A 24,538-nucleotide genomic window follows, 5' to 3' on the forward strand; every position below is an offset into this window, starting at 1 on the left:
GGATTTTATACTGGTGCACATGTCCCCCGTCCCCGCCCCTGTCGATCCGGCCCAGGCCGTGCAGCGCATCCGTGAACTTGCCCGTGCGCATGGCTTCCAGCGCTGCGGCATCGCCGGCATCGAGCTGGGCGAGGATGAGGCGCACCTGGCCGACTGGCTGGGCCAGGGGCTGTACGGCACGATGGACTGGATGGCGCGCCACGGCACGCTGCGCGCGCGACCGGCCGAACTGCTGCCCGGCACCGTGCGGGTGATCTCGGTAGGCATGGATTACAGCCACAAGGACGACACCGAGGCCTGGGCGACCCTGGCCGACCCGGGCCGCGCCTACGTGGCGCGCTATGCGCTGGGCCGCGACTACCACAAGCTGATGCGCAACCGCCTGCAGAAGCTGGCCACGCAGATCAACGACGAGGTGGCACCGCTGGGCTACCGCGTCTTCGTCGATTCGGCGCCGGTGCTGGAACGCGCACTGGCGCGCAACGCCGGGCTCGGCTGGATCGGCAAGCACACCTGCCTGATCGACCGTCACGGCGGCTCGTGGTTCTTCATCGGTGAGATCTACATCGACATCCCGCTGCCTATCGACGCGCCGGCCACCGCCCACTGCGGTACCTGCACGCGCTGCATCGACGTCTGCCCCACCCAGGCCATCATCGGCCCGCAACGGCTGGACGCGCGGCGCTGCATCTCGTACCTGACCATCGAGCACGACGGCGCCATCCCCGAGGACATGCGGCCGCTGATCGGCAACCGCATCTATGGCTGCGACGATTGCCAGCTGGTCTGCCCCTGGAACAAGTTCGCCAGGCGCACCGACGAAGCCGATTTCCGCGCACGCAACCAGCTTGATACCGCGCGCCTGGACCAGCTGTTCGCCTGGGACGAAGCCGAGTTCCTGCGCCGCACCGAGGGCAGCCCGATCCGCCGCAGCGGTCATGAGCGTTGGCTGCGCAACATCGCAGTGGCGCTGGGCAATGCGCCTGCGTCCGCCGAGGCATTGGCTGCACTGCACACCCGCATCGACGATCGCTCGCCGCTGGTGCGTGAGCATGTGCAGTGGGCGCTGGGGCAGCACGCGGCGCGCTGACGTGCGATCCTGAGCCCCCGTTCCACCCGCGCCACGCCGTTCCCATGCAGCCACGCAACGACGACATCTTCACCCCCAGCCAGCTCAACACCCTGGCCCGCGATCTGCTGGAAGGCAGCTTCCCGGCGATCTGGGTGGAGGCCGAACTGGGCAGCGTGGCGCGCCCTGCCTCCGGGCACCTGTATTTCACCCTGAAGGACGCGCGCGCGCAGCTGCGTGCAGCCATGTTCCGGATGAAAGCGCAGTACCTGAAGTTCGTGGCGCGCGAAGGCATGCGCGTGCTGGTGCGCGGCAAGGTGACCCTGTACGACGCCCGTGGCGAGTACCAGATGGTGCTGGACCACATGGAGGAAGCCGGCGAAGGCGCACTGCGCCGCGCGTTCGAGGAGCTGAAGGCACGCCTGGAAGCCGAGGGCCTGTTCGACCCGTCACGCAAGCGGCCGATGCCGGCGCATGTGCAGCGCCTGGCGGTCATCACCTCGCCCACCGGCGCCGCCGTGCGCGACGTGTTGAGCGTGCTGGGCCGCCGCTTCCCGCTGCTGGAAGTGGACCTGCTGCCGACCCTGGTGCAGGGCAGCAGTGCTGCGGCGCAGATCACCCGCCTGCTGCAGGCCGCCGATGCCAGCGGCCGCTACGACGTGATCCTGCTGACCCGCGGTGGCGGTTCGCTGGAAGACCTGTGGGCGTTCAACGATGAAGCGCTGGCCCGCGCCATTGCTGCCAGCCGCACCCCGGTGGTATCGGCGGTAGGCCACGAGACCGACTTCAGCCTCAGCGACTTCGCTGCCGACCTGCGTGCGCCGACACCGTCGGTGGCCGCCGAACTGCTGGTGCCGGACCAGCGCGAACTGGCGCTGCGACTGCGCCGCACCGCGGCGCGCATGGTGCAGCTGCAACGGCACGCGATGCAGCAGGCCATGCAGCGCGCCGACCGTGCCCTGCTGCGCCTGAACGCGCAGAGCCCGCAGGCCCGCCTGGACCTGCTGCGTCGCCGCCAGCTGGACCTCGGCCGGCGCCTGCACGCGGCATTCAACCAGCAGCAGGAGCGCCGCGCCGCGCGCCTGCGTCATGCCGCGGCGGTGCTGCGCGGGCACCATCCACAACGACAGCTGGATGCGATGCAGCGCCGCCTGGCCGCCCTGCGCGGGCGTCCGCAGATTGCGATGCAGCGCCTGCTGGAACGCGACGCACTGCGCCTGCGCGGGCTGGCACGCTCACTGGAAGCGGTCAGCCCGCTGGCGACCGTGGCGCGTGGCTACAGCATCCTGACCCGCAGTGACGATGGCGCACTGGTGCGGCACGTCGACCAGGTGCAGCCGGGTGACGCGTTGCAGGCCCGCGTCGGCGACGGCGTGATCGACGTGCAGGTCAAGTAGAGGGGTGTTCGGCAGGGCTGCGCCCTGCACCTGCCGAGGCTTCAAGCCAAGGCAACGTCAACGTCAACGTCAAAAGCGAGCATTCCGTCGGATGGCGGGGCGGTGTCGGAGTGCGGGGACGCCGTAAACCCGTCCATGGGGGCTTGGCAGCCGCATCCATGCGGCTGACACCCCGCACTCCGACACCGCCCCACCTCGGACAGATTTCTACGGCTGTCGGTGGGTGTCGACCTTGGTCGACACATCTGTCAGATATCGAAAATAAAAATGGGGTCAGATCCAACAGATCGCGGAAATCTGTCGAAGTAGGTGCCGACCAACGGTCGGCACCCACCAACAGCAGCTGGCACCAACAGCAGCGGGAAACTGTCGAAGGCGGGGTGGGTCCGGTTGAGGGGGTGTGAGCGGCATGGATGCCGCGACCAAGCCTACATGGACGTGTTTACGGCGTCCCCCTCAACCGGACCCACCCCGCCAACCCACGGATAGCCCGCTTTTGAAGTTGACGTTGCCCTGGCTTGAAGCAGATGCAGGGCTGCAAGCCCTGCAAAACAAACAACTCCCCTACTTTGCCTGCTCGCAGAATTTCTGCCGGTACTCGAGCGCCTTCGGCATCAGCGCCTGCAGGTTCTGGATACGCGTTCCCGGGTTGGGATGGGTGGACGCGAACTCCGGCGGCGACTGCCCGCCACTGGCCTGCCCCATGCGCTGCCACAACGGCACCGCCTCGCGGGGATCGAAGCATGCCGCTGCCGCCAGCATCAGCCCCACCTCGTCGGCCTGCGTTTCGTGGCTGCGCGCGTAAGGCAACAGGTAACCGTAGCCCATCGCCGACATCATCATCTGTTGCTGCTGTGCATCCATGCCGCTGGCGGCACCGGCCACCTGGCCGATCTGGGTCAGCTTCTGCTGCGCCATGCGCTGGGCGCCATGCCGCAGCAGCGCATGGGCGATCTCGTGGCCCATCACCACCGCCATCGCATCGCGCGTACGCGCCACCGGCACCAGGCCGGTATAGACCGCCATCTTGCCGCCCGGCAGGCAGAACGCATTGGCCTGATCGGAGGGAATCACGTTCACTTCCCACTGGAAATCGCGCGCGAAATGCGCCGGCTGCACGCCGTGCTCCTGTGCAAGCGCGGTCTCCACCACATCGACCTTGGCGATCAGCCGCTGGGCGATGTCACGCACGTCGCGCGCGATCGGTGCGTTGGGATCCATCGGCCGTTCCTGCGACAGGATCTGCTGGTACGCCTGCAGCCCCAGCGCGGTCTCCTGGCGTGCGTCCAGGCTGCTGTCGATCATCACCTTCTCGCCGGTGTAGGGATCGACCGTGCGGTTGGAGAACCAGTAGAACACCGCGTAGCCGGCGGCCAGCAGCAGCACCCACCAGCGGATGTTGCCGAACAGGCCACGCCGCTGTGGGCCTTGGGGCGAGCGGGAAAAGGGATCGTTGCGCATCGGGTGGTCGTCCGGCAGGCCCCGCCGGCCGGCGGGCACGGCGCAATCTTAGTGTGCCGACGCCAGCAGCGGGTGAAGCCGGACCCCGCTCAGATACCGCGCACCAGCCGGAAACCGATACGTGCGTTGGTGGTATCCGAATCCTGCGATTGCCGCCAGGCCGCGCGGGTCTGCTCCGGCGCGTTGGCCCAGTTGCCACCGCGGATGACCCGGGACCGGCAGCCCGGGTTGAACCAGGCCACGCCATCGGAAGGGGCCCGCCGGTAGCTGGCGTGCCAGCAATCGGCCACCCATTCGCTCAGATTGCCGCCCATGTCGTGCAGGCCGAAGGCATTGGCCTGGAACGTGGCAACCGGGGCCGGTCCCCACCAGCCATCGCCGTAGCCGATGAACGCGTTGTGCCAGTGCCGGCCCGACGGCGATACGTCCTTGCTGCCGGTGAAGTTGCCACTGCCCGGCGGCGGCGTACCGGCATCCCCCCAGGGGTAACGGCCACTGCTGCCAGCGCGCAGCGCATACTCGAACTCTGCTTCGCTGGGCAGGCGGTAGCTGCGCCCGGTCTGCTCGGACAGCCACGCCGCGTAGTTCTCGGCATCACGCACGCTCACGTGCATCACCGGTGAGTTGCCCAGTGCACGGCCGCCGTCATAGTCCGAGCGCCAATCCACCCCACTGCGGCGGATGAAGTTGCCGCTGCGCTCGTCATAGACCACCGAATGGCCCCTGCGGGTCGCCCGCGGGCGCGCGCTGGTCGCCTTCACGTAGCGCTCGAAATCACTGACCGTGACCTCGGTGATCGCCATCGCGAAGCCGCGATCGAAGCGCACATAGTGCGACGGACGCTCGGCATCACTGGCACCCGGCTCGGTATCACCTGCCCCCATCTGGAAACCGCCATGCGGTACCACCACCATCTGCGGGCCGCGACCACCATCACGCATCGCGTCACTGAACACCTGGCCGGGACGGAAGCTGCCGTAGTGGGTGGCCAGGTCGATGCGCTCGCGCAGCTGGCCGACCACCGCATCGCCCGGCAGGGCGATGCGCAGGGCCTCGGCCAGCTTCTCGCGCGCCGGCTTCAGTCCTTGTGGTGTCGCCAGATCGCGCAGGCCGTCGTCACGCAATCGCAGCAGCGTGGCGGCACGGATCTGTTCGATGCGCTCGAACGCATCGGCGATGGTCGGTGACGAATCGCGCACCTTGCTTGCCTCGGCCAGCCAGGTGCCTGCGCCGGCGAAATCCCGTGCCCGCGCGGCGTCCTCGGCACGACGGATCAAGCCGCTCTCGGCGGCCGCCAGTCCTTGCCGGGCGCGTCCATTGTGCTCATCCAGCGCCAGCGCCTCACGGAAGTTGCCGATGGCGCCGTCGCCATCCTCTCCGATCCGGTCCGAACGCAGGTCCTCTTCGCCGGCGCGGTTGTACGCCACCACGCGCTGCGCGGTCTCGACCCGCCCCTGCAGCGCACGCACCTTCTCGTCCTTCGGCGCCAGGCTGAGCAGCACCAGCGCTTGGCGGCTGGCCTCGGCCAGCGCCTCGCGCTGCTTCAGCGGCCGTACCAGCAGCGCATCGGCCTGCTCTTGCAGGCGCTGGCGGGCGCGCTGCAGGCCCTGCCGGGCCTGGCGGTCATCGGGATTCTCCTCCTGTACCGCCAGCCACAAGGGAATGGCAGCATCGGCATCCTCGTAGAGCCGGCCTTCGGCAAAGGCCTGCTCGGCCGCGCGCCGCAGCTGCGCCAGGCTGCGGCCCTGGCGGTCGACCCGCGGCGGCGTCCAGCGCTGCACGTCCTCGGCGGCATCCTCACCGGCAATGGTCACGCTGCCCTGCCCGGCTGCCTGCGTCCGGTCGACCGTCGCGCTTTCCTGTGGCCGCGCCGGCTCGTCAGCGGCGCGCTCCGGCGCCGACGACGGCGACGGTGTGCAGCCGGCCAGGGCAACGGCCAGGGCGGTGCACAGCGCGGGCGACAACGGAAAACGCAAGCAGGACCTCCTTCTGCACGGACGCGGACCGACGTTAGGCTATTCTCCCCTGCCTGAGCAAACCCGAGTAGTAGGCCCTGACCCGTGGCAACCTGGATCACCACCCCCGCCGAGCTGGATGCGTACTTCCAGCAGCGCCCGAGCCGCATCGGCCTGGACACCGAATTCATCCGTGAACGCACCTTCTGGCCGCAGCTGGCGCTGGTGCAGATGGCCGTCGGGCAGGACATCCTGCTGATCGACCCGCTGATTCCCGGCATGACCGAGGCGCTGGCACCGTGGCTGGCCGATGAATCGATCACCAAGGTGATGCACAGCGCCAGCGAAGACCTGGTCGCCTTCAAGTGGGCCTGCGGCGTGCTGCCGCGCCCGTTGTTCGACACCCAGATCGGTGCCTCGCTGGCCGGCATCGGTGGTGGCATGGGTTACCAGAAGCTGGTGGCGGAAATCACCGGCGTGGCCCTGGCCAAGGGCGAGACCCGCTCGGATTGGATGCGCCGCCCGCTGTCCGAGTCGCAGCTGCAGTACGCCGCCGACGACGTCGAGCATCTGTTTGCCCTGCATGACGCCATCGATGCCAGGCTGCAGGCCCTGGGCCGCCAGCAATGGCTGCACGACGACGGCGAACGCCTGCTGGCCAGCGTTGCCAACGACGAAGACCGCTGGCCACACCTGGCGATGCGCTCGGCGCAGTTCCTCGATGCCGCTGCACAGCGCCGCCTGCTGCGCCTGCTGCGTTGGCGCGAGGTGCAGGCGCGCAGCAGCGATCGTCCGCGCAGCTGGATCCTGGACAACGAGCTGGCCGCCACCCTGGCGCGCACGCCACCGGCCGACGCCGACGCGCTGGGCACGCTGTTCGAGCAGTTCCCGAAGGCACCGCGCAAGCTGGCTGGTGCCGTGTGGCAGACGCTGCAGACGCCGCTGGCCGATGAAGCCGAGGCACCACTGGCACTTCCGGCCAACGACAGCAACAAGCAGGCACTGAAGAAGCTGCAGGATGCGGTGGCCGAGCGCAGCCGCGAACTGGGCCTGCCGGATGGGGTTCTGGCGTCACGCAAGCACCTGGAGAGCTATCTGGAACGTCGCCAATGGCCCGCTGCATTGGCCGGCTGGCGCCAACAGGAACTGGAATCGCGACTGCAGGCCCTGCTGCCCGCACGCTGATGGTGCCGGGCGTCGGGCCCCGGCGCCTGCGCGATGGATCGAGCATCTGCCACGCTTGCCGACGCAGGCGCAGGACTGTCCAATAGCGTCCCCGCTATCGTTGGACTGCAACAGATGACAAATGGAATTGCGAAGGACAGCCTTTCCGCCGAGGACCTGGCCTGGCGTGCAGCGGCGCGTGCCGCATTGCAGGAGCGGCGCTACGCCGAACTGGACGCACTGCTGGCACCGCACGAACAGGCCTGGCTGGACGGTGAAAGGCCGCTGCCGGGCATCCGCTGGCGCCTTCGCAACCTGCATGACAAGGCACTGACCCTGGACGAGCGCCTGCAGCAGACGCAGCAATGGGTCGCTGCCGCGCCGCACAGCTACTATGCGCACCTGCGCCTCGGTGCCTGCTGGGAATCCGCCGCCGGCGAGCTGCGCAGCGCCGACGTCGCCGCACTGGTCGAAGACAGCCAGTGGCTGGCGGCACAGCAGGCGCGCGACCATGCCGTGCATGCCTACCTGCAGGCGATCCCGCTGTCGGCGCGCCCGGCATTGGCGCTGGATGGCATCAAGCGCATCACCAGCTACCTGCGCGAGCCGGACTGGCTGCTGGCGCTGCAGGCCGGCCAGGTGCCCGAGCCCGAGGAGGTGGCACTGGCCGAGCACTATCCGCAAGCCTGGCCGCAGGCATTGCAGCTGCTGTCACGTTTCGGCGCGCCGCTGCGGACGCTGCCCGGCAGCCTGCCGCCCGTGCTGCGCGAGCGCAGCCAGGACGATTTCGATGCGCCGTTGGCCTACTGGATGCGCCTGGTGCTGGAACAGCGCGCCGACGACCTGAGCACACTGGAAGACACCCTCTATTACCTGTACCCGCGCTGGGGCGGCAGCCATGAAGCCATGGAGGATTTCATCGAAGGAGGCTGGTGCCGTGGCCTGAAGCTTGCGCAGAGCAACGCGCTGCGCTGGCGAAAGGAACAGGATTGGATGACCGACCTGCCACACCGCGAAGATGCCGACGCGATAGGCGTGCACGAGCGTGCGTATGCACAGATCCTGGACTGGCACCTGGACCGCAACCTGCGCGCCGAGGTTCTGGCCCAGCGTGCCGGGCTGCGCTACCGGCTCGGCCGGATCGAAGGCAGCGAAGACCAGGTGCAGTGGGACGCCGGGCACATGCGGGCGGTGTTCGAGGATCTGCAGCAGGCGTGGGCGCTGGACCGCGACATGGTGCTGCACGAAGGCTTCAGCAACCTCGAAGCCTGCACCTGGTTCGCCCATGTCGACGGGGCAGAGGCGCTGTTCGCGCAGGTGGTGGACTACGCCGCTCGCGAGGGCGACTCCGCGATCGGCCTGCTCTGGGCTGCCACCGCCGTCGAGCATGGACTGCTCGGCCAGACCGCCGACCCCGTGCGCGCCGATGCCCTGCTGCAGCGCGCCCTGAAGCTCGCGCCGCAGGACAACACCTCGGCGGTCACCTTCGCCTCCAACCTGTTCTGCGATGTCTCGCAGTCCGCCGGTCTCTCGCTGCTGCAGCGCATGGCCGAAGCCGGCGACGCCGGCGCGATGTCGGCACTGTGCGACCTGTACAAGGGCCGCCTCGGCGGCCGCGACCAGCCGCAGTTCGTCGATGCGGAAAAGGCCGCCTACTGGCAGGAGCGTGCGGTGGAAGGCGGCGACCTGATCGCCACCTACAACCTGGGCGTGCGCCTGGTGGCGGCCGGCGGTGAGCACAATGAAGCGCGTGCACGTGAACTGTACCTGCGCTGCCTGGACGGGTCCGAGGCGGGCGAGCGCGTCTGGGGCCCGACCTGCCGCAACCTGGCCTGCCTGGCGATGGATGGCCAGAACGACGCACACAAGCGCGAAGCGGTCGAACGCGCGCTGATCCCACTGTGGTGGCGCGGTGACGACGACGACAAGCTGTGGGCGGCCGGCTACCTGGCCGACATCTACCACTTCGGCAACGGCGTGCCGGCCAACGCGTTCCTGGCGCTGGCCTGGCTGCAGCGCGCCAGCGAGATCGATCCGGAGTACGTGGACGTGGTGCGCATGGCGCCGCTGATCAACGGCGAAGGGCGCTGGTTCGGCGCCAGCCGTGCGCGCAAGCAGCAGGCGCAGGACCGGCAGCAGGTGGACAGCGCGACCTGGGCCCTGACCTTCGGCCAGCGCAGCCAGGAAAGCGACCTCACCGCGGTCTGAAGCAACGAAAAGGGCGGCCCGGATCACCGGGCCGCCCTTGGCATTCACGCAGTGCGATGGCGGCGTGCACCGCCACCGCAATCGCGTATTACCAGTTCATGTTCAGCGAGACACCGACGGTGCGCGGTTCGTTGTAGACCGCCGCCATGTAGTTCTCGATCACACCCTTGAGGTTCTTCTCGTTGGTGATGTTGCGCGCGAACAGCGCCACTTCGTAGGCACCGTAGTTGCCCGAGTAGCCGATCTTCAGGCCACCCTCGAAATCACCCTTGGAATTGAATTCCTTGGTGTCGTAAAGCACGAAGCTGGTGTAACCCTGCTTGTTCCAGTCGGTGGACACGAACATGGTGCCGGCATCGCTGACCGGGAAGTCGTAGCGGGCGGCCAGGTTGACGTTGTACTTCGGCGCATTCGGCAGCGGGTTGCCATCGATCTGCGCGAAGGTGTTGGCGCCGACCTTGATGATCGGGTCACCGACGGTGCAGACCACCTGGCCGTTGAGGCCGCAGACCTGCGCATAGACGCGCTTGTCCTTGATCTCGCTGTGCAGCAGGCTCAGGCCGGCGCTCAGGGTCAGGTTCGGGATCGGGCGCAGCTCCATGTCTGCTTCGAAGCCGTAGGCCTTGGCCTTGTCAGCGTTGAACAGCACGCCGTTGCCGTCCGAATCGTTGCCGTTGAGCTGGATGTCGTTGACCGTGTAGGTGAACGCGGTGGCATTCAGGCGCAGGCGGTTGTCCCACAGGCTGCTCTTCACGCCCGCTTCCCAGGACAGGATGGTCTCGGAATCGGCGGTGGTGAAGTCGGCGTTGAACACGGCCGAGCGGCCCTGGATGGTCGGGCCGCGGAAGCCGCGGGCAACCTTGGCGTAGACGCTCACGTCCGGCGTGATCTGGTACATCGCGCTCAGATCCCAGCTCGGGGTGGTGTCGGACATCTTGACGTCGGTGCGGCCCTTGTAGGTGACCACGCCGGCAGCGGTGTCCGCGGTCTTCAGCAGACGGGTGTGCTTCTCGTCCTTGGTCTGGCGCAGGCCGGCAGTGACGGTGAACTTGTCGGTGAAGGCGTAGCTCAGCTGGCCGAAGCCGGCCCACGAGGTGTTCTTGTTGCGCAGGCGCACCCAGTTGTTCGGGTTGCGGGCCGCACCCTGCAGGAACCACGCACGCTGGTAGAAGTCGGTGGTGTCGCTGCCGTTGAAGTAGAACGCACCGGCCTGCCATTGCAGGGCGCTGTCGTCATGGCTGGCCAGGCGGAACTCCTGGGTCCACTGGTCGAGGTCGCGGATGCGGCCCATCGACTGGCCATAGCCGTTCGGCACGCCATTGACCGGGAAGTTCACCGCAGCGCCGCCGTCGGTGTCGCCACGGCTGTAGCCGGAGGTGGTCTCGTAGGCGGTGATCGAGGTGAAGTCGATCGCACCGAAGTCGTAGCGTGCCTTCACCGAGCCGCCGTAGGTCTTGTAGGCCTGCGGGTTGTTGTCGGCTTCGTCGTAGGCCACCTTGTCGCGCGGCACGTCGGTCTTGTTCGAGCCCTTGGTCAGCGCACCGCGCAGGAACAGGGTCGAGGTGCCTTCGTAGTCACGGGCATGGGCCGAGGCCAGGATCGAGAACTGGTCGCTCGGGGTCAGCAGCAGCTGCGCGCGCACGTTGCGGTCGTCGAAGCCCCCCATCGCGTTCTTCTTCGGGCTGACCGTACCGTCGGCGCTCGGGCCCTTGTAGGTGTTGTCGACGTAGTCATCGCGGTGCTGGTACAGGGCCGACACGCGGAACGACGCGATGTCATTGATCGGGCCACCGAAGCCGCCATCGATCGACACGCTGTTGTAGGTCGCGTAGCTGGCGCTGACGCGGCCGGTGTAGTCCTGGGTCGGCTTGAGGGTGTCGAACTTGACGATGCCGGCGGTGGTGTTGCGGCCGAACAGCGAACCCTGCGGGCCGCGCAGCACTTCCACCTGGTCCACGTCATAGACCGGGTTGGACTTCAGCACCACGTGTTCCAGCACCACGTCGTCCTGGATGATCGACACCGGCTGCGAGGCACCCAGGTAGAAGTCGATGTTGCCCAGGCCGCGGATGTAGAAGCGCGGGAAGATGCGGCCGGTGGTGGTTTCCGCATACAGGCTCGGCACGCGGCCGGACAGCGCCAGCAGGGTGTCGTCACCGCCGGCGGTGAAGTCGCGCATGCGCTCGCCCTGCACCACGCCGACCGAGACCGGCACTTCCTGCAGGTTCTGCTCGCGGTGCTCGGCGGTCACGGTGATCGTGTCCAGCCCGGTCGGGGTCGGCGCGCTGTCCTGCGCGGCGGCGCCGAAGCTGCCGACCAGGGCCAGGCCGGCACAGGCCAGGGCCAGCGGGTGGCGGCGGAAGGAAACAAGGGAAGACGACAGACCCGACAGGCGGCGGGAATCGGTATGGGAGGGCATGCAATGCTCTGAGGAGGCGTCCGTGCGGCCTGCGCGAGCCGGGCGGCAAATGGGAGGAAAACTGCGCAAGCCGCCATTATCCCCCAAATTGTTACGATTTCGTTGCGCGAGCTCCAAACCCGGTGAAACAAGCGGTTTCGGCACAGTCACTCGGCATTCGGCACGCCTTTCGGGCTTGACTCAGGGAAGCGGGCACAGCGCGATATCGACCATTGCCAGCAGCCGCTCGCGGCTGACGCCATCGCGGGCCTGCACCGAAATGCCATGCAGCACCGTGGCGAAATGGTCGCCCAGCGCCTGCACCGCCGCGTCGTCGGCCAGCTCACCCTCGGCCTGCGCCTGCTGCAGGCGCGCGATGATCGCCGCCGTACGTTGGCGACGATGGCCGGCCAGCCAGTCACGCACGCCTTCGCCGTCGGGCGACACGCTGCTGGCCGAAGACACCACAAGTCTGCAGGGGCTGGCCCCCGCCTCGGTGCTCAGCTGCGAGCACGACCCGCTGCGTGACGAGGCCGAGCAGTACGCGCATGACCTGCAGGAGGCGGGCGTCGACTGCATGCTGGAAAGGCTGCCCGGAATGATCCATGCCTGCATCCATCTGCGCGGTGTGGCTGCCTCCACCGAGGTGGCAGCGGAGCCCGCGGGCCTGCCGCTGCCCCACGCTTGGCAAGCCCGGCGGGCAGCGCTACACTGAAGCCCTGCCGTGGGGCCATAGCTCAGCTGGGAGAGCGCGTCGTTCGCAATGACGAGGTCAGGAGTTCGATCCTCCTTGGCTCCACCACTATTCAGAAGAACCCGTAGATCCTGCGATCTACGGGTTTTTTCTTTTCAGTGGCCCGCTCAGGCGGGATCCTGCCCGCCGTCCTTGCGCTTCGGGTCGCGCGAATGTGCATCGCGCACCTGCTGGTCGCGCTGCCCCGGCCGCTGCCTGGCCACATCGTCCTGCTTCCTGTCCTGGCGGCTTTCCTGCACGCCCTGCTTCGGGTCGCCCTGGTCTTTCTCGCGCTCACTCATCCGTCGCTCCTTCGCCAGCGGGACGCCGACGCTACCCCTACCCTAGAGATCGCCGGGTAATCAGCAGGTCAGTCCTGCGCCAACAGCGTGTGCAGCTGCAGTCCTGATTCCGCCGATGCCCCCACTCAGGTGCGGGTGATCGACACCCCACCCTCCACGCGCATCGCGGTGCCGGTCACGAAGCTGCTTTCATCGCTGGCCAGGAACAGCGCGGCGTTGGCGATCTCCTCCGGCTCGGCCATGCGCTTGAGTGCGTGCAGCGAGCGCACGAAGTCGCGGGCATCGCCGGTGGGTGCGGCCTGCCGGCCCATCTCGGTATCGGTACCGCCAGGCAGCAGCACGTTGCTGCGTACGCCACGCGCGCCGTACTCGGCGGCGATCACCTGGCTCAAGCCGATCAGTCCGGCCTTGCTCGACGCGTAGGCGGCCATGCCCGGAAAGCCCACGGTATGGCCGACAAAGGTGCCGACAAATACCAGCGAGCCGCCCCCGCGTGCCAGCAGTGCCGGCAACTGGGCGCGTGCCGCATGGAAGGCGGCATCGAGATTGGTGGCCATCACTTCGCGCCACGCATCCGCCGGGAACTCTGCTGCCGGCACGCCGGGGCCGAGCATCCCGGCATTGTTGAGCGCGATGTCCAGGCCTCCGAATGACTGCTGGGCCAGATCGACCAACGCCTGCGCCGTGCCCGGCTCGGCCACGTCGGCGGCATGCACCACCACCTCGCCGCCGCCGGCACGGATCTGCTCGGCCAGTGCGTGCAGCGGTTGCGGCCGACGCGCATTGAGCACCAGCTTTGCCCCTTCGGCGGCGAAGCGCAGCGCACTGGCGCGGCCAATGCCGGCGCTGGCACCGGTGATGAGGGCGATCTTGTTGTTCAGGCGCATGAGAGTGGTACCGGTTGTGGAGTGGCCGCCACGATGCCGCGCCTCCGGCCCACCAACACTCCGTTTCCGGGCCTCGCGGCCAGGTGCAGGAAACGGAGTTTCCGCAGAACCGGCACGTGCCAGAATCCGCCCATGGACAGCACCGCCACCACCGCCCTCGACGCCCGCGTCGAACGGGTCTGCCGCCATCTGCAGGCCAGCCTCGACGAGCCCTCGCTGCAGGAGCTGGCCGACATCGCCGGCTGCAGCCCGACGCGCCTGCATCGCCTGTTCAAACAGGCCACCGGGCTGACCCCCAAGCAGTATGCTGCCGCGCTGCGCGCCGACCGCCTGCGCACCGGGCTTGAACAGCAGGAGCGCATCACCGATGCCTTCCACGATGCTGGCTTCGGTTCCAGCGGGCGCTTCTACGAGAACGCACCGAAGTTGCTGGGCATGACTCCCAAGCAATGGCGCGCAGGTGGTCGCGGCGAAGTCATCCACTTCGCGCTTGCCGAAAGCTCACTGGGCAGCGTGCTGGTGGCCAGCAGCGGGACCGGCGTGGTCGCGATCCTGCTCGGCGACGATCCGGAGACGCTGCTGCAGTCACTGCAGCAACGCTTCCGCCAGGCCGAACTGGTCGGCGCCGACAACGGCTATGAACAACTGGTGGCCCAGGTGGTGGGCCTGGTCGAGGACCCCACGCGTGGCACCACGCTGCCGCTGGACATCCGCGGCACCGCGTTCCAGCAGCGGGTCTGGCAGGCGCTGCAGCAGATTCCGCGCGGGCAGACTGCCTCGTATGCCGACATCGCCGCGCGCATCGGCGCACCACGCTCGAGCCGCGCAGTGGCCAGGGCCTGCGCAAGCAATCCACTGGCGGTGGCCGTGCCCTGCCACCGCGTGGTGCGCCGCGACGGCGACCTGTCCGGCTACGCCTGGGGCGTCGCGCGCAAGCGCGAACTGCTGCGCCGGGAAAAGGCCTCGACTGCCTGACGTGGGTGCCGACCCTGGTCGGCACGCCCTGTGGCAGCGCCGGGCCATGCCCGGCGAACACTCAGTCCAGCTTCACCACCAGCTTGCCGAAGTTGCGCCCCTTCAGCAGCCCGAAGAACGCCTCCGGCGCATTCTCCAGCCCTTCCACCACGTCCTCGCGGTACTGGATACGGCCCTCGCGCAACCATTGCGGCATCTCGCGTTCGAAGTCCGGCCACAGGTGATTGAAGTCGTGCACGATGAAACCCCGCACGGTCAGGCGCTGGCGCAGGATCTGGCTGAACAGTGCCGGCAGCCGGTCCGGGCCGGGCTGCTCGACGCCGCGATCGTTGTAGGTGGCGATGGTGCCGCACACCGGAATGCGGGCGAAGTCGTTGAGCAGCGGCAGCACCGCATCCAGCACGTGCCCTCCCACATTCTCGAAGTACACATCGATGCCGGCGGGCACCGCGGCGCGTAGCTGCGCGGCGAAATCAGCGGCGCGATGATCCAGCGCCACGTCCACGCCCAGTGTCTGCAGATAGGCGCGCTTGGCTTCGCCACCGGCAATGGCGACCACGCGCGCGCCCTGCAACTTCGCCAGCTGGGCCACGGTGGCGCCCACCGGGCCCGTGGCGGCAGCGACCACCAGCGTCTCACCCGGTTTCAGGCGGGCGATTTCATGCAGGCTGGAATACGCAGTGAACCCCGGCATGCCGTACACGCCCAGCGCCGTGCTCAACGGCAACCCGGCCGGATCCAGCCGGCGCCCGAGTGTCCTCGCGGGCAGCACCGCGTGGGTCTGCCAGCCACCCGGCGCCAGCACCAGTTCACCTGTGGCTACGCCCTCGGCGTTCGACTGCAGCACCTCTGCCACAGTCTGGCCTTCCATCACCGCACCCACGGCCACCGGCGCCGCATACGAAGGACCCTCGTCCATGCGTCCACGCATGTACGGGTCCAGCGACAGGTAGCGATTGCGCAGCAGCACCTCTCCTTCCGCCAATGCGGGCAGCGCGGCCTGCTCCAGGCGGAAGTTCGCCGCGCTCGGTGCGCCCTGCGGGCGCGAGGCCAGCACGATGCGGGACGTGGTCGGGGAATCGGACATGGCGGCGGTCTCTGCTGTGGCCAGCATCGGGAAAGGACTGCCGACACTACGCCGCAGCGACCGCCCGTGACGCCCACGAAAACAGCGTTCCATTGCCCGGACCCGCGCGCGTCCGGCGCAACCCTTGCCCTTGCAGCTTTGGCGATCGCGGCGACCTGCTGAGTTCCAGCGCAGACGATGATCGATCGGCCGCCCTGCCCCACAACGGAGGATCAAGCACTTGCGAGCGCGCAGACGGCAATGTGAAGAATTCTTGGCAAAACCCTTGCCGAAGACAACCGACCTCCGTAATATACGCCTCCTTGGCAGCGACCTCGCTGCAACGAAACATGTGGCCGAGTAGCTCAGTTGGTAGAGCAGGGGATTGAAAATCCCCGTGTCGGCGGTTCGATTCCGTCTTCGGCCACCACTTTCGAAGGCCTGCAGAAATGCGGGTCTTTTTTTTCCGGAAGCCGTATCCATCGCGGTTGCCACACAATTTGGCCGAGTAGCTCAGTTGGTAGAGCAGGGGATTGAAAATCCCCGTGTCGGCGGTTCGATTCCGTCTTCGGCCACCATCTTCAAAGACCTGCAGAAATGCGGGTCTTTTTTTTGCCTGAGGCTTGCCATCCGCGTGTGGCCTGGCCCCACTGCACCTGCTTGACGAAACATTTACACGCGGCACGCGTCGCCGCACCTACGCTCCAGACTCCTGCCTGGAGCCTGTCGATGCACCTGCGTCCCGCCCTGCTCGCCTGCCTGCTGCTGGCCGCCGCCCCGGTGCTCGCCGTCGAGCCGGTGCGCGCGGTCGATACCCTGGACATCGATCGCTACGCCGGCCAATGGCACGAGATCGCGCACCAGCCGGTCTCGTTCCAGAAGCAATGCGTCGGCGAGATAACCGCCAACTACGGGCTGCGCCGCGACGGCAGGATCAGCGTCACCAATGCCTGCCGCAACGGCGAAGGCGAGCGCGTGGTTGCCGAAGGCGTGGCGCGCCCGGTACCCGGCCACCCCGGCCAACTGCAGGTGCGCTTCGTGCCGGACTGGCTGAGCTGGGTACCGCTGGTCTGGGCCGATTACTGGGTGCTGGCGCTGGACCCGGACTACCAGTGGGCCCTGGTCGGCGAACCCGGCCGCAAATACCTGTGGATTCTCTCGCGCGTGCCGGAAATGGAGCGCGCGCGGTTCGAACAGCTCAAAGCAACGGCCGAATCCATGGGCTACGACCTCGGCCCGCTGCGCCAGATGGCACCGTTGCGGGAATCGCCCGCCAAGTGAACCGCGGCGCGAGCCGCGCACCCGACGTGGACGATCCGGCGCCGCGCACGCCCGGCCGCCATCTTCACGCGCTACCCTCTGCGGCGGGTCGTCACCGGCGATCCAAACAACCATACGCCGTAGTATGCTTATCCCAACGCACCCCCTCCAGAGGACTTGCGCCCATGCTTCACCGTTTCCGTATCGCCTTGATCGTTCTGTGCACCCTCGCCCTTGTTGCCTGCAACAACGGCATCGTCAAGCGTGTTTCGGAACCGGCGGCCAGCCTGCAGCAACTGACCGTGCGCGCCGATGGCAACTGGACCGTGGCCCTGCGCCTGCAGAACTTCAGCTCCATGCCGATGACCTTCGATGACGTTTCGCTGGCGCTGACCGTTGGCGACAGCGAAGCCGGCACCCTGCAGGCCAGGCCGGGGATTTCCATCGGCGGCACCTCGGCCGACGTCATCAATGTCGACCTTGTGCCCAGCTCGGCCGCACGCCTGATCGTGGCCGACGCGCTGGCCGGCAACCGCACCCTGGCCTACGGCCTGAAGGGAACGGTGGCCGCCACGCCGCAGGAAAAGAAGCAGCGCAGCTTCGACATCAGCAGCCGCAGCACCCTCAACCAGGCCCCCGGCCTGCCCGGCGTGCTGCGCTGAATCCCCGCTTCCGCCGCGGCGCCCGGCGCCGCTCCCCTGCCCCTGATCAAATCGAGACGTACCGATGAGCAGCTACACCGCCCCGCTTTCCGACCTCCGTTTCGCCCTGCACGACGTGCTCAAGGTCGAGCCCCTGTTCGCCCGCCTGGGCTTCACCGACGCCACCGCCGACGTGGTCGATGCCGTGCTGGAAGAAGCCGGGCGCTTCAGCGCCACCGTGCTGGCCCCGCTCAACAGCGTGGGTGACGAGATCGGCTGCGTGCTCGACCAGGCCACCGGTGAGGTGACCACGCCTCCCGGCTTCAAGCAGGCCTATGACCAGTTCGTCGACGGCGGCTGGACCGGCCTGACCGCTTCGCCGGAACTGGGTGGCCAGGGCCTGCCGCACACCCTGGGCGTGCCGCTCAACGAAATGATCAACGCCGCCAACCTGGCATGGGGCAATTTCCCGCTGCTCTCGCACGGCGCCATCGAAGCGCTGAAGCAGCATGGCGAAGCCTGGCAGCACGAGGCCTTCCTCAAGCCGCTGATCGAAGGCCGCTGGACCGGCACCATGTGCCTGACCGAACCGCATTGCGGCACCGACCTGGGCCTGCTCAAGACCAAGGCCGAGCCGAACGCCGACGGCAGCTACGCCATCACCGGCACCAAGATCTTCATCACCGCTGGCGAGCACGACCTGACCGGCAACATCGTGCACCTGGTGCTGGCCAAGCTGCCCGACGCCCCTGCGGGCGCCAAGGGCATCTCGCTGTTCGTCACCCCCAAGTTCAAGGTCGACCGCGACGGCAACGTCGGCGAGCGCAACGCGCTGCGCTGCGGTTCGATCGAGCACAAGATGGGCATCAAGGGCTCGGTCACCTGCGTGATGAACTTCGATGGCGCGCAGGGCTACCTGGTCGGCCAGCCGCACAAGGGCCTGCAGGCGATGTTCACCATGATGAACACCGCACGCCTGGGCGTCGGCCTGCAGGGCATCGGCCTGTCCGAGCGCGCCTACCAGAACGCGCTGAAGTACAGCCGTGAGCGCCTGCAGTCGCGTGCACTCAGTGGCGCCAGGTTCCCGGACAAGCCGGCCGACCCGATCCTGGTTCACCCGGACGTGCGCCGCATGCTGCTGACGGTGAAGTCGCTGGTCGAAGGCAGCCGCCTGCTGGCCCTGCACGCGGCCACCCTGATCGACGTGGCCCACCACGCCGAGGACGCCGCCGAGCGCGAGCGCGCCGACACCCTGGTCAGCTTCCTCACGCCCATCTCGAAGGCCTGCCAGACCGAATGGGGCATCGAGAACACCTACAACGCCCTGCAGTGCTTTGGGGGCCACGGCTACATCCGCGAACACGGCATGGAACAGCTGGCCCGCGATGCGCGCATCACCACGCTGTATGAAGGCACCACCGGCATCCAGGCGCTGGACCTGATCGGGCGCAAGACCGCGTCCAGCCAGGGCGCCGGCCTGAAGCTGATGCTGGCCGAGATCGAAGCCTTCGCCAAGGAACATGAAGGCAACGAGGCGCTGGCCGAGTTCATCGGCCCGCTGCGCGCCAAGGCCGCCGAGTGGGGCGCACTGACGATGGACGTGCTGAAGCGCGCGGCCGCCAACCCGGACGAACTGGGTGCGGCCAGCTACGACTACCTGTTCTATTCGGGTTACGTGGTGCTGGCCTACTGGTGGGCCCGCAGCGTGGCCGCCGCCGATGCCAGCGCGCACGGCGCCGCCTTCGCCCAGGGCAAGCGCGAGACCGCTCGGTTCTACTTCGCCCGGGTGCTGCCGCGCACGCTCAGCCACGCCGCCGCGATCCAGGCCGGCGCCGCCCCGCTGATGGCGATGGACGACGAGCGCTTCGGCGCCTGAGCCGGGCTGCGCCCGGCACCCGCGGTAGTGCCGGCCGCTGGCCGGCAACCGCAACAGCTGGCTTCTGCGGGATGGCGAGGCGGGTCCAATTGCGAGGGACGGCGCAAGTACGTCCCTGTAGCCTCGATCGCGCCATCCATGGCGCTCACGCCCCCGCAACCGGACCCACCCCGCCTCTGACAGATTTCTGCTGCTGTGGGTAGGTGTCGACCTTGGTCGACACATTGGATCCACGCCACGCGCGGATGAAAACCACCGAAATCCCTCTGGAGAAAAGCCCCCTTTTGTTAAAGGGGGCGCGCCAACGGCGCGGGGATTAGGAGGAATGCGCGGACCTGAATTGTTGCGTTCTGGGTATCGCCCAAGTGGCGATACCCAAAACGCAACAATTCAGGTATAAGCTGTTCTCCCGATGGAGACAGACACTACACGCTTGGGTCTGATCGAAGCCGGAGCTCCGATTTCTGCTCCGGGCGCCGAGGCATCGCCCAACGTCACCCCGCTGCATCGCCCCGGTTCGGTCCGGCTGCTCTCGCTGGATGCCCACGGACGCGTACTGGACTGGATCACCTGGCAGGACGCGGCCTGCCTCTACGCCCGTGAAGCCGTGGCCTGGACGCTGGGCGATCCCTGCCTGCACATCCACGGCGGCACCAACCGCTTCAGCGGCCTGCAGAGCGGCATGGACCTGCACCCGATCATCGCCGCCCGCGGCCACGCCCGCTCCCGCGCGATCGACCCCACGCCGAACCTGACCAACCCGGCCCTGTTCGCCCGCGATGCGCACCTGTGCATGTACTGCGGCCAGCAGTTCAACCGCCCCACCCTCACCCGCGACCACGTCATGCCGCTGTCCAAGGGCGGCCTGGACTGCTGGGAAAACGTGGTCACCGCCTGCTTCCACTGCAACTCGCGCAAGAGCGACCGCACCCCGCAGCAGGCTGGAATGCCCCTGCTGGCCGTGCCCTACCGGCCCAGCTGGATCGAGCACCTGATCCTGTCCAACCGCAACATCCTGGCCGACCAGATGGCCTTCCTGAAGGCGCAATTGCCGAAGCGATCGAAACTGAGCACCTGAACGGCCGAAAATGCAACCCTCACCGTCCTGTCACGGGCGGCGGCGTTTGCTTGCCCCACCCCCGTTTGAGGGCGAAAATGGGCGTTCAGAAAAAGTGCGAACACGATGATCGACTCTGCCCGCTATCCCCGCCTCGCGCGCATCCAGACACCGGATGACCTGCGCACGTTCGACGAATCCGAATTGACGGCGGTCGCCGACGAGCTGCGTGCCTACCTGATCGAATCGGTCGGCAAGAGCGGCGGCCATTTCGCTGCCGGCCTGGGCGTGATCGAACTCACCGTGGCCCTGCACTACCTGTACCAGACGCCGCAGGACCAGCTGGTCTGGGACGTCGGTCACCAGACCTACCCGCACAAGATCCTCACCGGTCGCCGCGACGAGATCCACACTGTCAAGCAGAAGGACGGCGTCGCCCCGTTCCCGAAGCGCGAAGAGAGCGAATACGACACCTTCGGCGTCGGCCACTCCTCGACCTCGATCTCGGCCGCGCTCGGCATGGCCATCGCCCGCCAGTCCGAAGGCGACGACCGCAAGGTCGTGGCAGTGATCGGTGACGGCGCGATGACTGCCGGCATGGCCTTCGAGGCGCTGATGCACGCTGGCGGCATGGAACCGGAGCCGAACCTGCTGGTGATCCTCAACGACAACAACATGTCGATCTCCGAGGCGGTCGGCGGCCTGACCAAGATGCTCGGCCGTGCCACCGGCAGCCGCACGCTCAACGCACTGCGCGAAGGCGGCAAGAAGATCCTCGGCGACAAGAAGAACAACCCGGCCCGCTTCGTGAAGCGCTGGGAAGAACACTGGAAAGGCATGTTCGTGCCGTCCACGATGTTCGAGGAAATGGGCTTCCACTACACCGGCCCGATCGATGGCCACGACATGCCAGCGCTGCTGTCCACGCTGAAGACGCTGCGCGCCTCCAAGGGCCCGAAGCTGCTGCACGTGATGACCACCAAGGGCAAGGGCTACGAGCCGGCCGAGGGCGACCAGATCGGTTACCACGCGGTTGGCCCGTTCGATCCGGACAAGGGCCTGGTGGCCAAGTCCGGGGCCAGGAAGCCGACCTACACCGATGTGTTCAGCGACTGGCTGTGCGACGCCGCCGCCGCCGAGCCGCGCCTGTTCGGCATCACCCCCGCGATGCGCGAAGGCTCGGGCCTGGTGCGCTTCAGCAAGGAATACCCGCAGCGCTATTTCGACGTGGCCATCGCCGAGCAGCACGCGGTCACCCTCGCCGCCGGCATGGCCACCCAGGGTGGCAAGCCGGTGGTGGCGATCTATTCGACCTTCCTGCAGCGCGCGTACGACCAGCTGGTGCATGACGTGGCCATCCAGGACCTGGACGTGCTGTTCGCGATCGACCGTGCCGGCGTGGTCGGCCCGGATGGCGCGACCCATGCCGGCAACCTCGACCTGAGCTTCCTGCGCTGCGTGCCGAACCTGGTGGTGATGGCACCGTCCAACGAAGCCGAATGCCGGCAGATGCTCAGCACCGGCCTGCAGCATCCGGGCCCGGCCGCGGTGCGCTATCCGCGCGGTACCGGCACCGGCGTTGCCGCCGGTACCGACCTGTCCACGCTGCCGATCGGCAAGGGCGAGCTGCGCCTGCAGGGCAGCCGTATCGCCCTGCTCGCCTTCGGCAGCACCGTGTCCGCCGCCGAACAGGTCGGCCGCGAGCTGGGCCTGAGCGTGGTCAACATGCGCTTCATCAAGCCGCTGGACCGCGAACTGGTACTGGCCATGGCCGCCGGACACGAAGGCCTGGTCACGATCGAGGACAACGTGGTGGCCGGCGGCGCCGGTTCCGGCGTTGGCGAACTGCTCAATGCCGAAGGCGTACTGCGCCCGATCCTGCATCTGGGCCTGCCCGACAGCTACCAGCACCACGCCAGCCGTGAGGACCTGCTGGCCGAAGCCGGTATCGACGCGGCGGGCATCCGCGCCGCAGTGCTGAAGCGCTGGCCGCAGCTGGCCGTGGGCAGCCCGCCGCTCAGCGCGGCAGGCTGAAGCCGCTGCAGGCCCGGTGGATCCACGCATGGCGTGGGTCTACAGGGGAACGGAGAACAATCCACGCCATGCGGGGATGGCAGCCCCCGGAAAAATGATCCGGCGCGCCGCGCGCTCAGCCGTAGCTGACCGCTTCCACAAAGGCGCCACTGGCCTCCACGCGCACGGCAGCGCGCTGCCCGGTGTCGACGAAGTGCAGGCGTGCGAGGGTTTCAGCAAAATCGAAGGCGCGGGCACCGTCGCGGAAATCGATCGGCTCCGGCCGATCCGGGTGCAGCACGCGCCACTGGCGCTGCTCGCATTGCAGGCGGATCAACATGCGGCTCACTCCTTGAGACAGCGTATCGACGGGGGCGGGACGGGCATGCTGATTGCGGCACGCCTTGTCGCGACGAATCAGGAGCACGCGGAGGTGCCCCTGATCGCAGACGATACGACGTTCAAAATGTGAGCTGTATCAGATTATTCTGATTTTCGAGAGGAACGCTCAATTCACCTGGAACTGGGCGCGGCAGCCGTCGCTCACCCAGATGCCACGGCGATCCCAACCCCAGGTCTGGCCTTCAATGCACGCGCTGCGCGAATCCTGGCGGACCAGGCGCACGCCACGACGGATACGCGCATCGCAGTACTCCTGGCGATGCCCATTGGAATGGCAGGCGATCACCTCACCGCCGCCCCAACCATTGCCATTGTTGCCCCAGCCGTTGCCTCGGCCGCCGCCCCAGCCGCCCCGCCGGTACTCGCCGACGAACTCGGCACGGCAGCCCTGGGTGACCCATACACCATTGCGCGATTGGCCCCAGGTCTCGCCTTCCACGCAGGGCGATCCGGACAGCTGGCGGATCATCCGCGCCCGGCCTTCCAGGCGGCACTCGTTGCTGCGGTTCTTGATCGATTCGCAGCGCACGATGCCGCCGCCCTCACGGCCGCCATAACGGTCATCGTCATAGCCGTAGCCATAGCTCTGCGCCTGGGCGCCGCCTGCGGCCGCCAGCATTGGCAGCAGGGTGCAGGCCAGAGTGCGCCAGCTGAGTGCCTTGCCCATCGAGATCTCCAGATGAATACGATGGCGCAAGCATCCGGGATTCGCGGCGCGCCGCACAGTGGGAACCGTAACGGCAGTTTTTCCCCCATTCAAACAACCCAACCGGACCTGACTGGACCGACGTGGCCTCATGGACCGCCGTTCTCGGCCCCGTTGCCCATGCCACCGGCATTGCCCAGCCGTTCCTCGAACGCATACGCGAACAGCTCGGCGTCGTTGCTGATGCCCAGTTTCCTCATCGCGGAAATGCGTTGCCGGCTGATGGTACTGACCGTGCGCCGCAACTGCGCGGCGATCTCGGTGATCGAAGGCCCTGACACGTAAAGCCGCAGGACCTCCAGTTCCTTCGGTGACAGCACCGACAGCGATCGCTCGCGCCCGGCATCCTGCAGGCAGTGCGCCAGTTCGGGGTCCAGGTAGATCCCTCCGCTCAACACGGTATCGACCGCCCTGCGGATGCCATCCACGCCACTGCCCTTGCACACCAGCCCACGCACTCCGGTGCGCATGGCCATGTTCAAGGTGGTGGCATTGGTGACCATGGTGGCCAGGATCACCGGCACCTTGGGGTAATTGCGACGCAATGCCTGCAGCATCGCCTGGCCGTCCGAGCGGCCGCCATCAGGCATCGAAAAATCAGTCACCACCAGATCCACCGGTTCTTCGGCCAGCGCCGCCAGCAGGCTTTCCGCACATCGCGCCTCGGCCACCACGCGGTGGCGACCACCGGCCTCGATCACGATGCGCGTGCCAAGCAGGACCAGTGGATGATCATCCGCAATGGCAATTCGAGTGAGCATGCTGATTACCCGTCAATAGTCACGCCGCAGTGCGCAGCGAAGACGCTAGTAATCATTCCGGGCCACGTCAACTTAACAATCACTCACTGCAATTGATGTCATCGCAACAGCATCAACCGGCCAGTTCCATTAGTTGCAGCGAGCTGCATAAACACGGACGGCACTGCAATTTTCCCAATAGTTTCATTCCATAAAACCGGAAGCGCC

General features: G+C 67.5%; 21 protein-coding genes and 3 tRNA genes. 14 read left to right on the forward strand and 10 right to left on the reverse strand.

What is annotated here, in order from left to right; genetic code table 11:
• The first annotated feature begins 19 nt into the window (after positions 1-19).
• Both queG and xseA read left to right on the forward strand, forming a co-directional pair.
• On the forward strand, positions 20-1,090 hold the full coding sequence (queG, locus tag AC5P7U_RS17215) for a tRNA epoxyqueuosine(34) reductase QueG (RefSeq protein WP_197564183.1): 1,071 nt from the start codon (positions 20-22) through the stop codon (positions 1,088-1,090).
• A 44-nt stretch (positions 1,091-1,134) separates the two neighbouring features.
• On the forward strand, positions 1,135-2,466 hold the full coding sequence (gene xseA / locus AC5P7U_RS17220) for an exodeoxyribonuclease VII large subunit (RefSeq protein ID WP_197564182.1): 1,332 nt from the start codon (positions 1,135-1,137) through the stop codon (positions 2,464-2,466).
• 564 nt (positions 2,467-3,030) lie between these two features.
• Here xseA and AC5P7U_RS17225 read toward each other — a convergent pair.
• Together AC5P7U_RS17225 and AC5P7U_RS17230 are read right to left on the reverse strand one after the other, a co-directional pair.
• A complete protein-coding gene (locus AC5P7U_RS17225) occupies positions 3,031-3,927 on the reverse strand; it encodes a M48 family metallopeptidase (protein WP_006457452.1) in 897 nt (298 codons plus the stop codon).
• An 89-nt stretch (positions 3,928-4,016) separates the two neighbouring features.
• Entirely contained in the window at positions 4,017-5,903 is a 1,887-nt protein-coding gene (locus tag AC5P7U_RS17230; protein WP_495221288.1) for a formylglycine-generating enzyme family protein, read from the reverse strand.
• Between the two features lie 84 nt (positions 5,904-5,987).
• On the opposite strand from AC5P7U_RS17230, the gene rnd reads away from it, so the two are divergent.
• Entirely contained in the window at positions 5,988-7,067 is a 1,080-nt protein-coding gene (rnd, locus tag AC5P7U_RS17235) for a ribonuclease D (RefSeq protein ID WP_197564180.1), read from the forward strand.
• Between the two features lie 114 nt (positions 7,068-7,181).
• Positions 7,182-9,254, forward strand: coding sequence for a DUF4034 domain-containing protein (locus AC5P7U_RS17240; protein WP_197564179.1), 2,073 nt, complete (start codon positions 7,182-7,184; stop codon positions 9,252-9,254).
• Between the two features lie 88 nt (positions 9,255-9,342).
• Here the strand turns inward: AC5P7U_RS17240 and AC5P7U_RS17245 are convergent, their stop codons facing one another.
• Positions 9,343-11,673 carry a TonB-dependent receptor gene (locus AC5P7U_RS17245; RefSeq protein ID WP_197563372.1) on the reverse strand — a complete coding sequence of 777 codons (2,331 nt, stop codon included), beginning with the start codon at positions 11,671-11,673 and terminating at the stop codon, positions 9,343-9,345.
• 180 nt (positions 11,674-11,853) lie between these two features.
• Complete coding sequence (locus AC5P7U_RS17250) at positions 11,854-12,117, reverse strand: hypothetical protein (protein WP_414555552.1); 264 nt, start codon at positions 12,115-12,117, stop codon at positions 11,854-11,856.
• On the opposite strand from AC5P7U_RS17250, the gene AC5P7U_RS17255 reads away from it, so the two are divergent.
• Positions 12,029-12,367 (forward strand): alpha/beta hydrolase fold domain-containing protein, encoded by a 339-nt coding sequence (locus AC5P7U_RS17255; protein WP_308309542.1) that lies wholly within the window; start codon positions 12,029-12,031, stop codon positions 12,365-12,367. The two genes, AC5P7U_RS17250 and AC5P7U_RS17255, sit on opposite strands and share 89 nt — an antisense overlap.
• Positions 12,368-12,378: 11 nt before the next feature.
• Positions 12,379-12,454 (forward strand) — tRNA-Ala (locus tag AC5P7U_RS17260).
• A 59-nt stretch (positions 12,455-12,513) separates the two neighbouring features.
• Here AC5P7U_RS17260 and AC5P7U_RS17265 read toward each other — a convergent pair.
• Positions 12,514-12,687 (reverse strand): hypothetical protein, encoded by a 174-nt coding sequence (locus tag AC5P7U_RS17265; protein WP_008268700.1) that lies wholly within the window; start codon positions 12,685-12,687, stop codon positions 12,514-12,516.
• A gap of 125 nt (positions 12,688-12,812) precedes the next feature.
• Positions 12,813-13,574, reverse strand: a complete 762-nt coding sequence (locus tag AC5P7U_RS17270) for an SDR family oxidoreductase (RefSeq protein WP_049442395.1) — start codon at positions 13,572-13,574, stop codon at positions 12,813-12,815.
• Between the two features lie 132 nt (positions 13,575-13,706).
• Here AC5P7U_RS17270 and AC5P7U_RS17275 point away from each other — a divergent pair, with 132 nt between their 5' ends.
• A complete protein-coding gene (locus tag AC5P7U_RS17275) occupies positions 13,707-14,549 on the forward strand; it encodes a bifunctional transcriptional activator/DNA repair enzyme AdaA (RefSeq protein WP_197563374.1) in 843 nt (280 codons plus the stop codon).
• A 61-nt stretch (positions 14,550-14,610) separates the two neighbouring features.
• Here AC5P7U_RS17275 and curA read toward each other — a convergent pair whose 3' ends face one another.
• Positions 14,611-15,636 carry an NADPH-dependent curcumin/dihydrocurcumin reductase gene (gene curA, locus AC5P7U_RS17280; RefSeq protein WP_197563376.1) on the reverse strand — a complete coding sequence of 342 codons (1,026 nt, stop codon included), beginning with the start codon at positions 15,634-15,636 and terminating at the stop codon, positions 14,611-14,613.
• Positions 15,637-15,969: 333 nt separating this feature from the next.
• Between curA and AC5P7U_RS17285 the strand changes: the two genes are divergently transcribed.
• The 7 genes from AC5P7U_RS17285 (at position 15,970) to dxs (ending at position 22,483) form a co-directional block, all read left to right on the forward strand.
• Positions 15,970-16,045 (forward strand) — tRNA-Phe (locus AC5P7U_RS17285).
• Between the two features lie 72 nt (positions 16,046-16,117).
• Positions 16,118-16,193: transfer RNA gene (locus tag AC5P7U_RS17290), tRNA-Phe, on the forward strand.
• Positions 16,194-16,344: 151 nt separating this feature from the next.
• Positions 16,345-16,896, forward strand: coding sequence for a lipocalin family protein (locus AC5P7U_RS17295; protein ID WP_495221290.1), 552 nt, complete (start codon positions 16,345-16,347; stop codon positions 16,894-16,896).
• Between the two features lie 164 nt (positions 16,897-17,060).
• Positions 17,061-17,537, forward strand: a complete 477-nt coding sequence (locus AC5P7U_RS17300; protein WP_006457727.1) for an LEA/WHy family protein — start codon at positions 17,061-17,063, stop codon at positions 17,535-17,537.
• A gap of 64 nt (positions 17,538-17,601) precedes the next feature.
• Positions 17,602-19,392 carry an acyl-CoA dehydrogenase C-terminal domain-containing protein gene (locus AC5P7U_RS17305; RefSeq protein WP_197563380.1) on the forward strand — a complete coding sequence of 597 codons (1,791 nt, stop codon included), beginning with the start codon at positions 17,602-17,604 and terminating at the stop codon, positions 19,390-19,392.
• Positions 19,393-19,804: 412 nt separating this feature from the next.
• On the forward strand, positions 19,805-20,470 hold the full coding sequence (locus AC5P7U_RS17310; RefSeq protein WP_006457729.1) for an HNH endonuclease: 666 nt from the start codon (positions 19,805-19,807) through the stop codon (positions 20,468-20,470).
• Between the two features lie 105 nt (positions 20,471-20,575).
• Complete coding sequence (dxs, locus tag AC5P7U_RS17315) at positions 20,576-22,483, forward strand: 1-deoxy-D-xylulose-5-phosphate synthase (RefSeq protein WP_133935186.1); 1,908 nt, start codon at positions 20,576-20,578, stop codon at positions 22,481-22,483.
• Between the two features lie 115 nt (positions 22,484-22,598).
• Here the strand turns inward: dxs and AC5P7U_RS17320 are convergent, their stop codons facing one another.
• The 3 genes from AC5P7U_RS17320 to AC5P7U_RS17330 form a co-directional block, all read right to left on the reverse strand.
• Positions 22,599-22,802 carry a hypothetical protein gene (locus AC5P7U_RS17320; RefSeq protein ID WP_005410416.1) on the reverse strand — a complete coding sequence of 68 codons (204 nt, stop codon included), beginning with the start codon at positions 22,800-22,802 and terminating at the stop codon, positions 22,599-22,601.
• Between the two features lie 168 nt (positions 22,803-22,970).
• Positions 22,971-23,531, reverse strand: a complete 561-nt coding sequence (locus AC5P7U_RS17325) for a DUF3011 domain-containing protein (protein ID WP_133935187.1) — start codon at positions 23,529-23,531, stop codon at positions 22,971-22,973.
• Positions 23,532-23,659: 128 nt separating this feature from the next.
• Positions 23,660-24,331, reverse strand: a complete 672-nt coding sequence (locus tag AC5P7U_RS17330; RefSeq protein WP_006457732.1) for a response regulator — start codon at positions 24,329-24,331, stop codon at positions 23,660-23,662.
• Positions 24,332-24,538: the final 207 nt, after the last annotated feature.

The sequence above is a fragment of the Stenotrophomonas sp. YJH_SMC_57 genome, from assembly GCF_059369755.1.

Bases quoted from the DNA above. Each gene is read 5' to 3' on its own strand.
- queG (WP_197564183.1), top strand. From the start codon at position 20: ATGTCCCCCGTCCCCGCCCCTGTCGATCCGGCCCAGGCCGTGCAGCGC.
- xseA (WP_197564182.1), top strand. From the start codon at position 1,135: ATGCAGCCACGCAACGACGACATCTTCACCCCCAGCCAGCTCAACACC.
- AC5P7U_RS17225 (WP_006457452.1), bottom strand. From the start codon at position 3,927: ATGCGCAACGATCCCTTTTCCCGCTCGCCCCAAGGCCCACAGCGGCGT.
- AC5P7U_RS17240 (WP_197564179.1), top strand. From the start codon at position 7,182: ATGACAAATGGAATTGCGAAGGACAGCCTTTCCGCCGAGGACCTGGCC.
- AC5P7U_RS17245 (WP_197563372.1), bottom strand. From the start codon at position 11,673: ATGCCCTCCCATACCGATTCCCGCCGCCTGTCGGGTCTGTCGTCTTCC.
- AC5P7U_RS17255 (WP_308309542.1), top strand. From the start codon at position 12,029: ATGATCGCCGCCGTACGTTGGCGACGATGGCCGGCCAGCCAGTCACGC.
- AC5P7U_RS17265 (WP_008268700.1), bottom strand. From the start codon at position 12,687: ATGAGTGAGCGCGAGAAAGACCAGGGCGACCCGAAGCAGGGCGTGCAG.
- AC5P7U_RS17270 (WP_049442395.1), bottom strand. From the start codon at position 13,574: ATGCGCCTGAACAACAAGATCGCCCTCATCACCGGTGCCAGCGCCGGC.
- AC5P7U_RS17275 (WP_197563374.1), top strand. From the start codon at position 13,707: ATGGACAGCACCGCCACCACCGCCCTCGACGCCCGCGTCGAACGGGTC.
- curA (WP_197563376.1), bottom strand. From the start codon at position 15,636: ATGTCCGATTCCCCGACCACGTCCCGCATCGTGCTGGCCTCGCGCCCG.
- AC5P7U_RS17295 (WP_495221290.1), top strand. From the start codon at position 16,345: ATGCACCTGCGTCCCGCCCTGCTCGCCTGCCTGCTGCTGGCCGCCGCC.
- AC5P7U_RS17300 (WP_006457727.1), top strand. From the start codon at position 17,061: ATGCTTCACCGTTTCCGTATCGCCTTGATCGTTCTGTGCACCCTCGCC.
- AC5P7U_RS17305 (WP_197563380.1), top strand. From the start codon at position 17,602: ATGAGCAGCTACACCGCCCCGCTTTCCGACCTCCGTTTCGCCCTGCAC.
- AC5P7U_RS17310 (WP_006457729.1), top strand. From the start codon at position 19,805: ATGGAGACAGACACTACACGCTTGGGTCTGATCGAAGCCGGAGCTCCG.
- dxs (WP_133935186.1), top strand. From the start codon at position 20,576: ATGATCGACTCTGCCCGCTATCCCCGCCTCGCGCGCATCCAGACACCG.
- AC5P7U_RS17320 (WP_005410416.1), bottom strand. From the start codon at position 22,802: ATGTTGATCCGCCTGCAATGCGAGCAGCGCCAGTGGCGCGTGCTGCAC.
- AC5P7U_RS17325 (WP_133935187.1), bottom strand. From the start codon at position 23,531: ATGGGCAAGGCACTCAGCTGGCGCACTCTGGCCTGCACCCTGCTGCCA.
- AC5P7U_RS17330 (WP_006457732.1), bottom strand. From the start codon at position 24,331: ATGCTCACTCGAATTGCCATTGCGGATGATCATCCACTGGTCCTGCTT.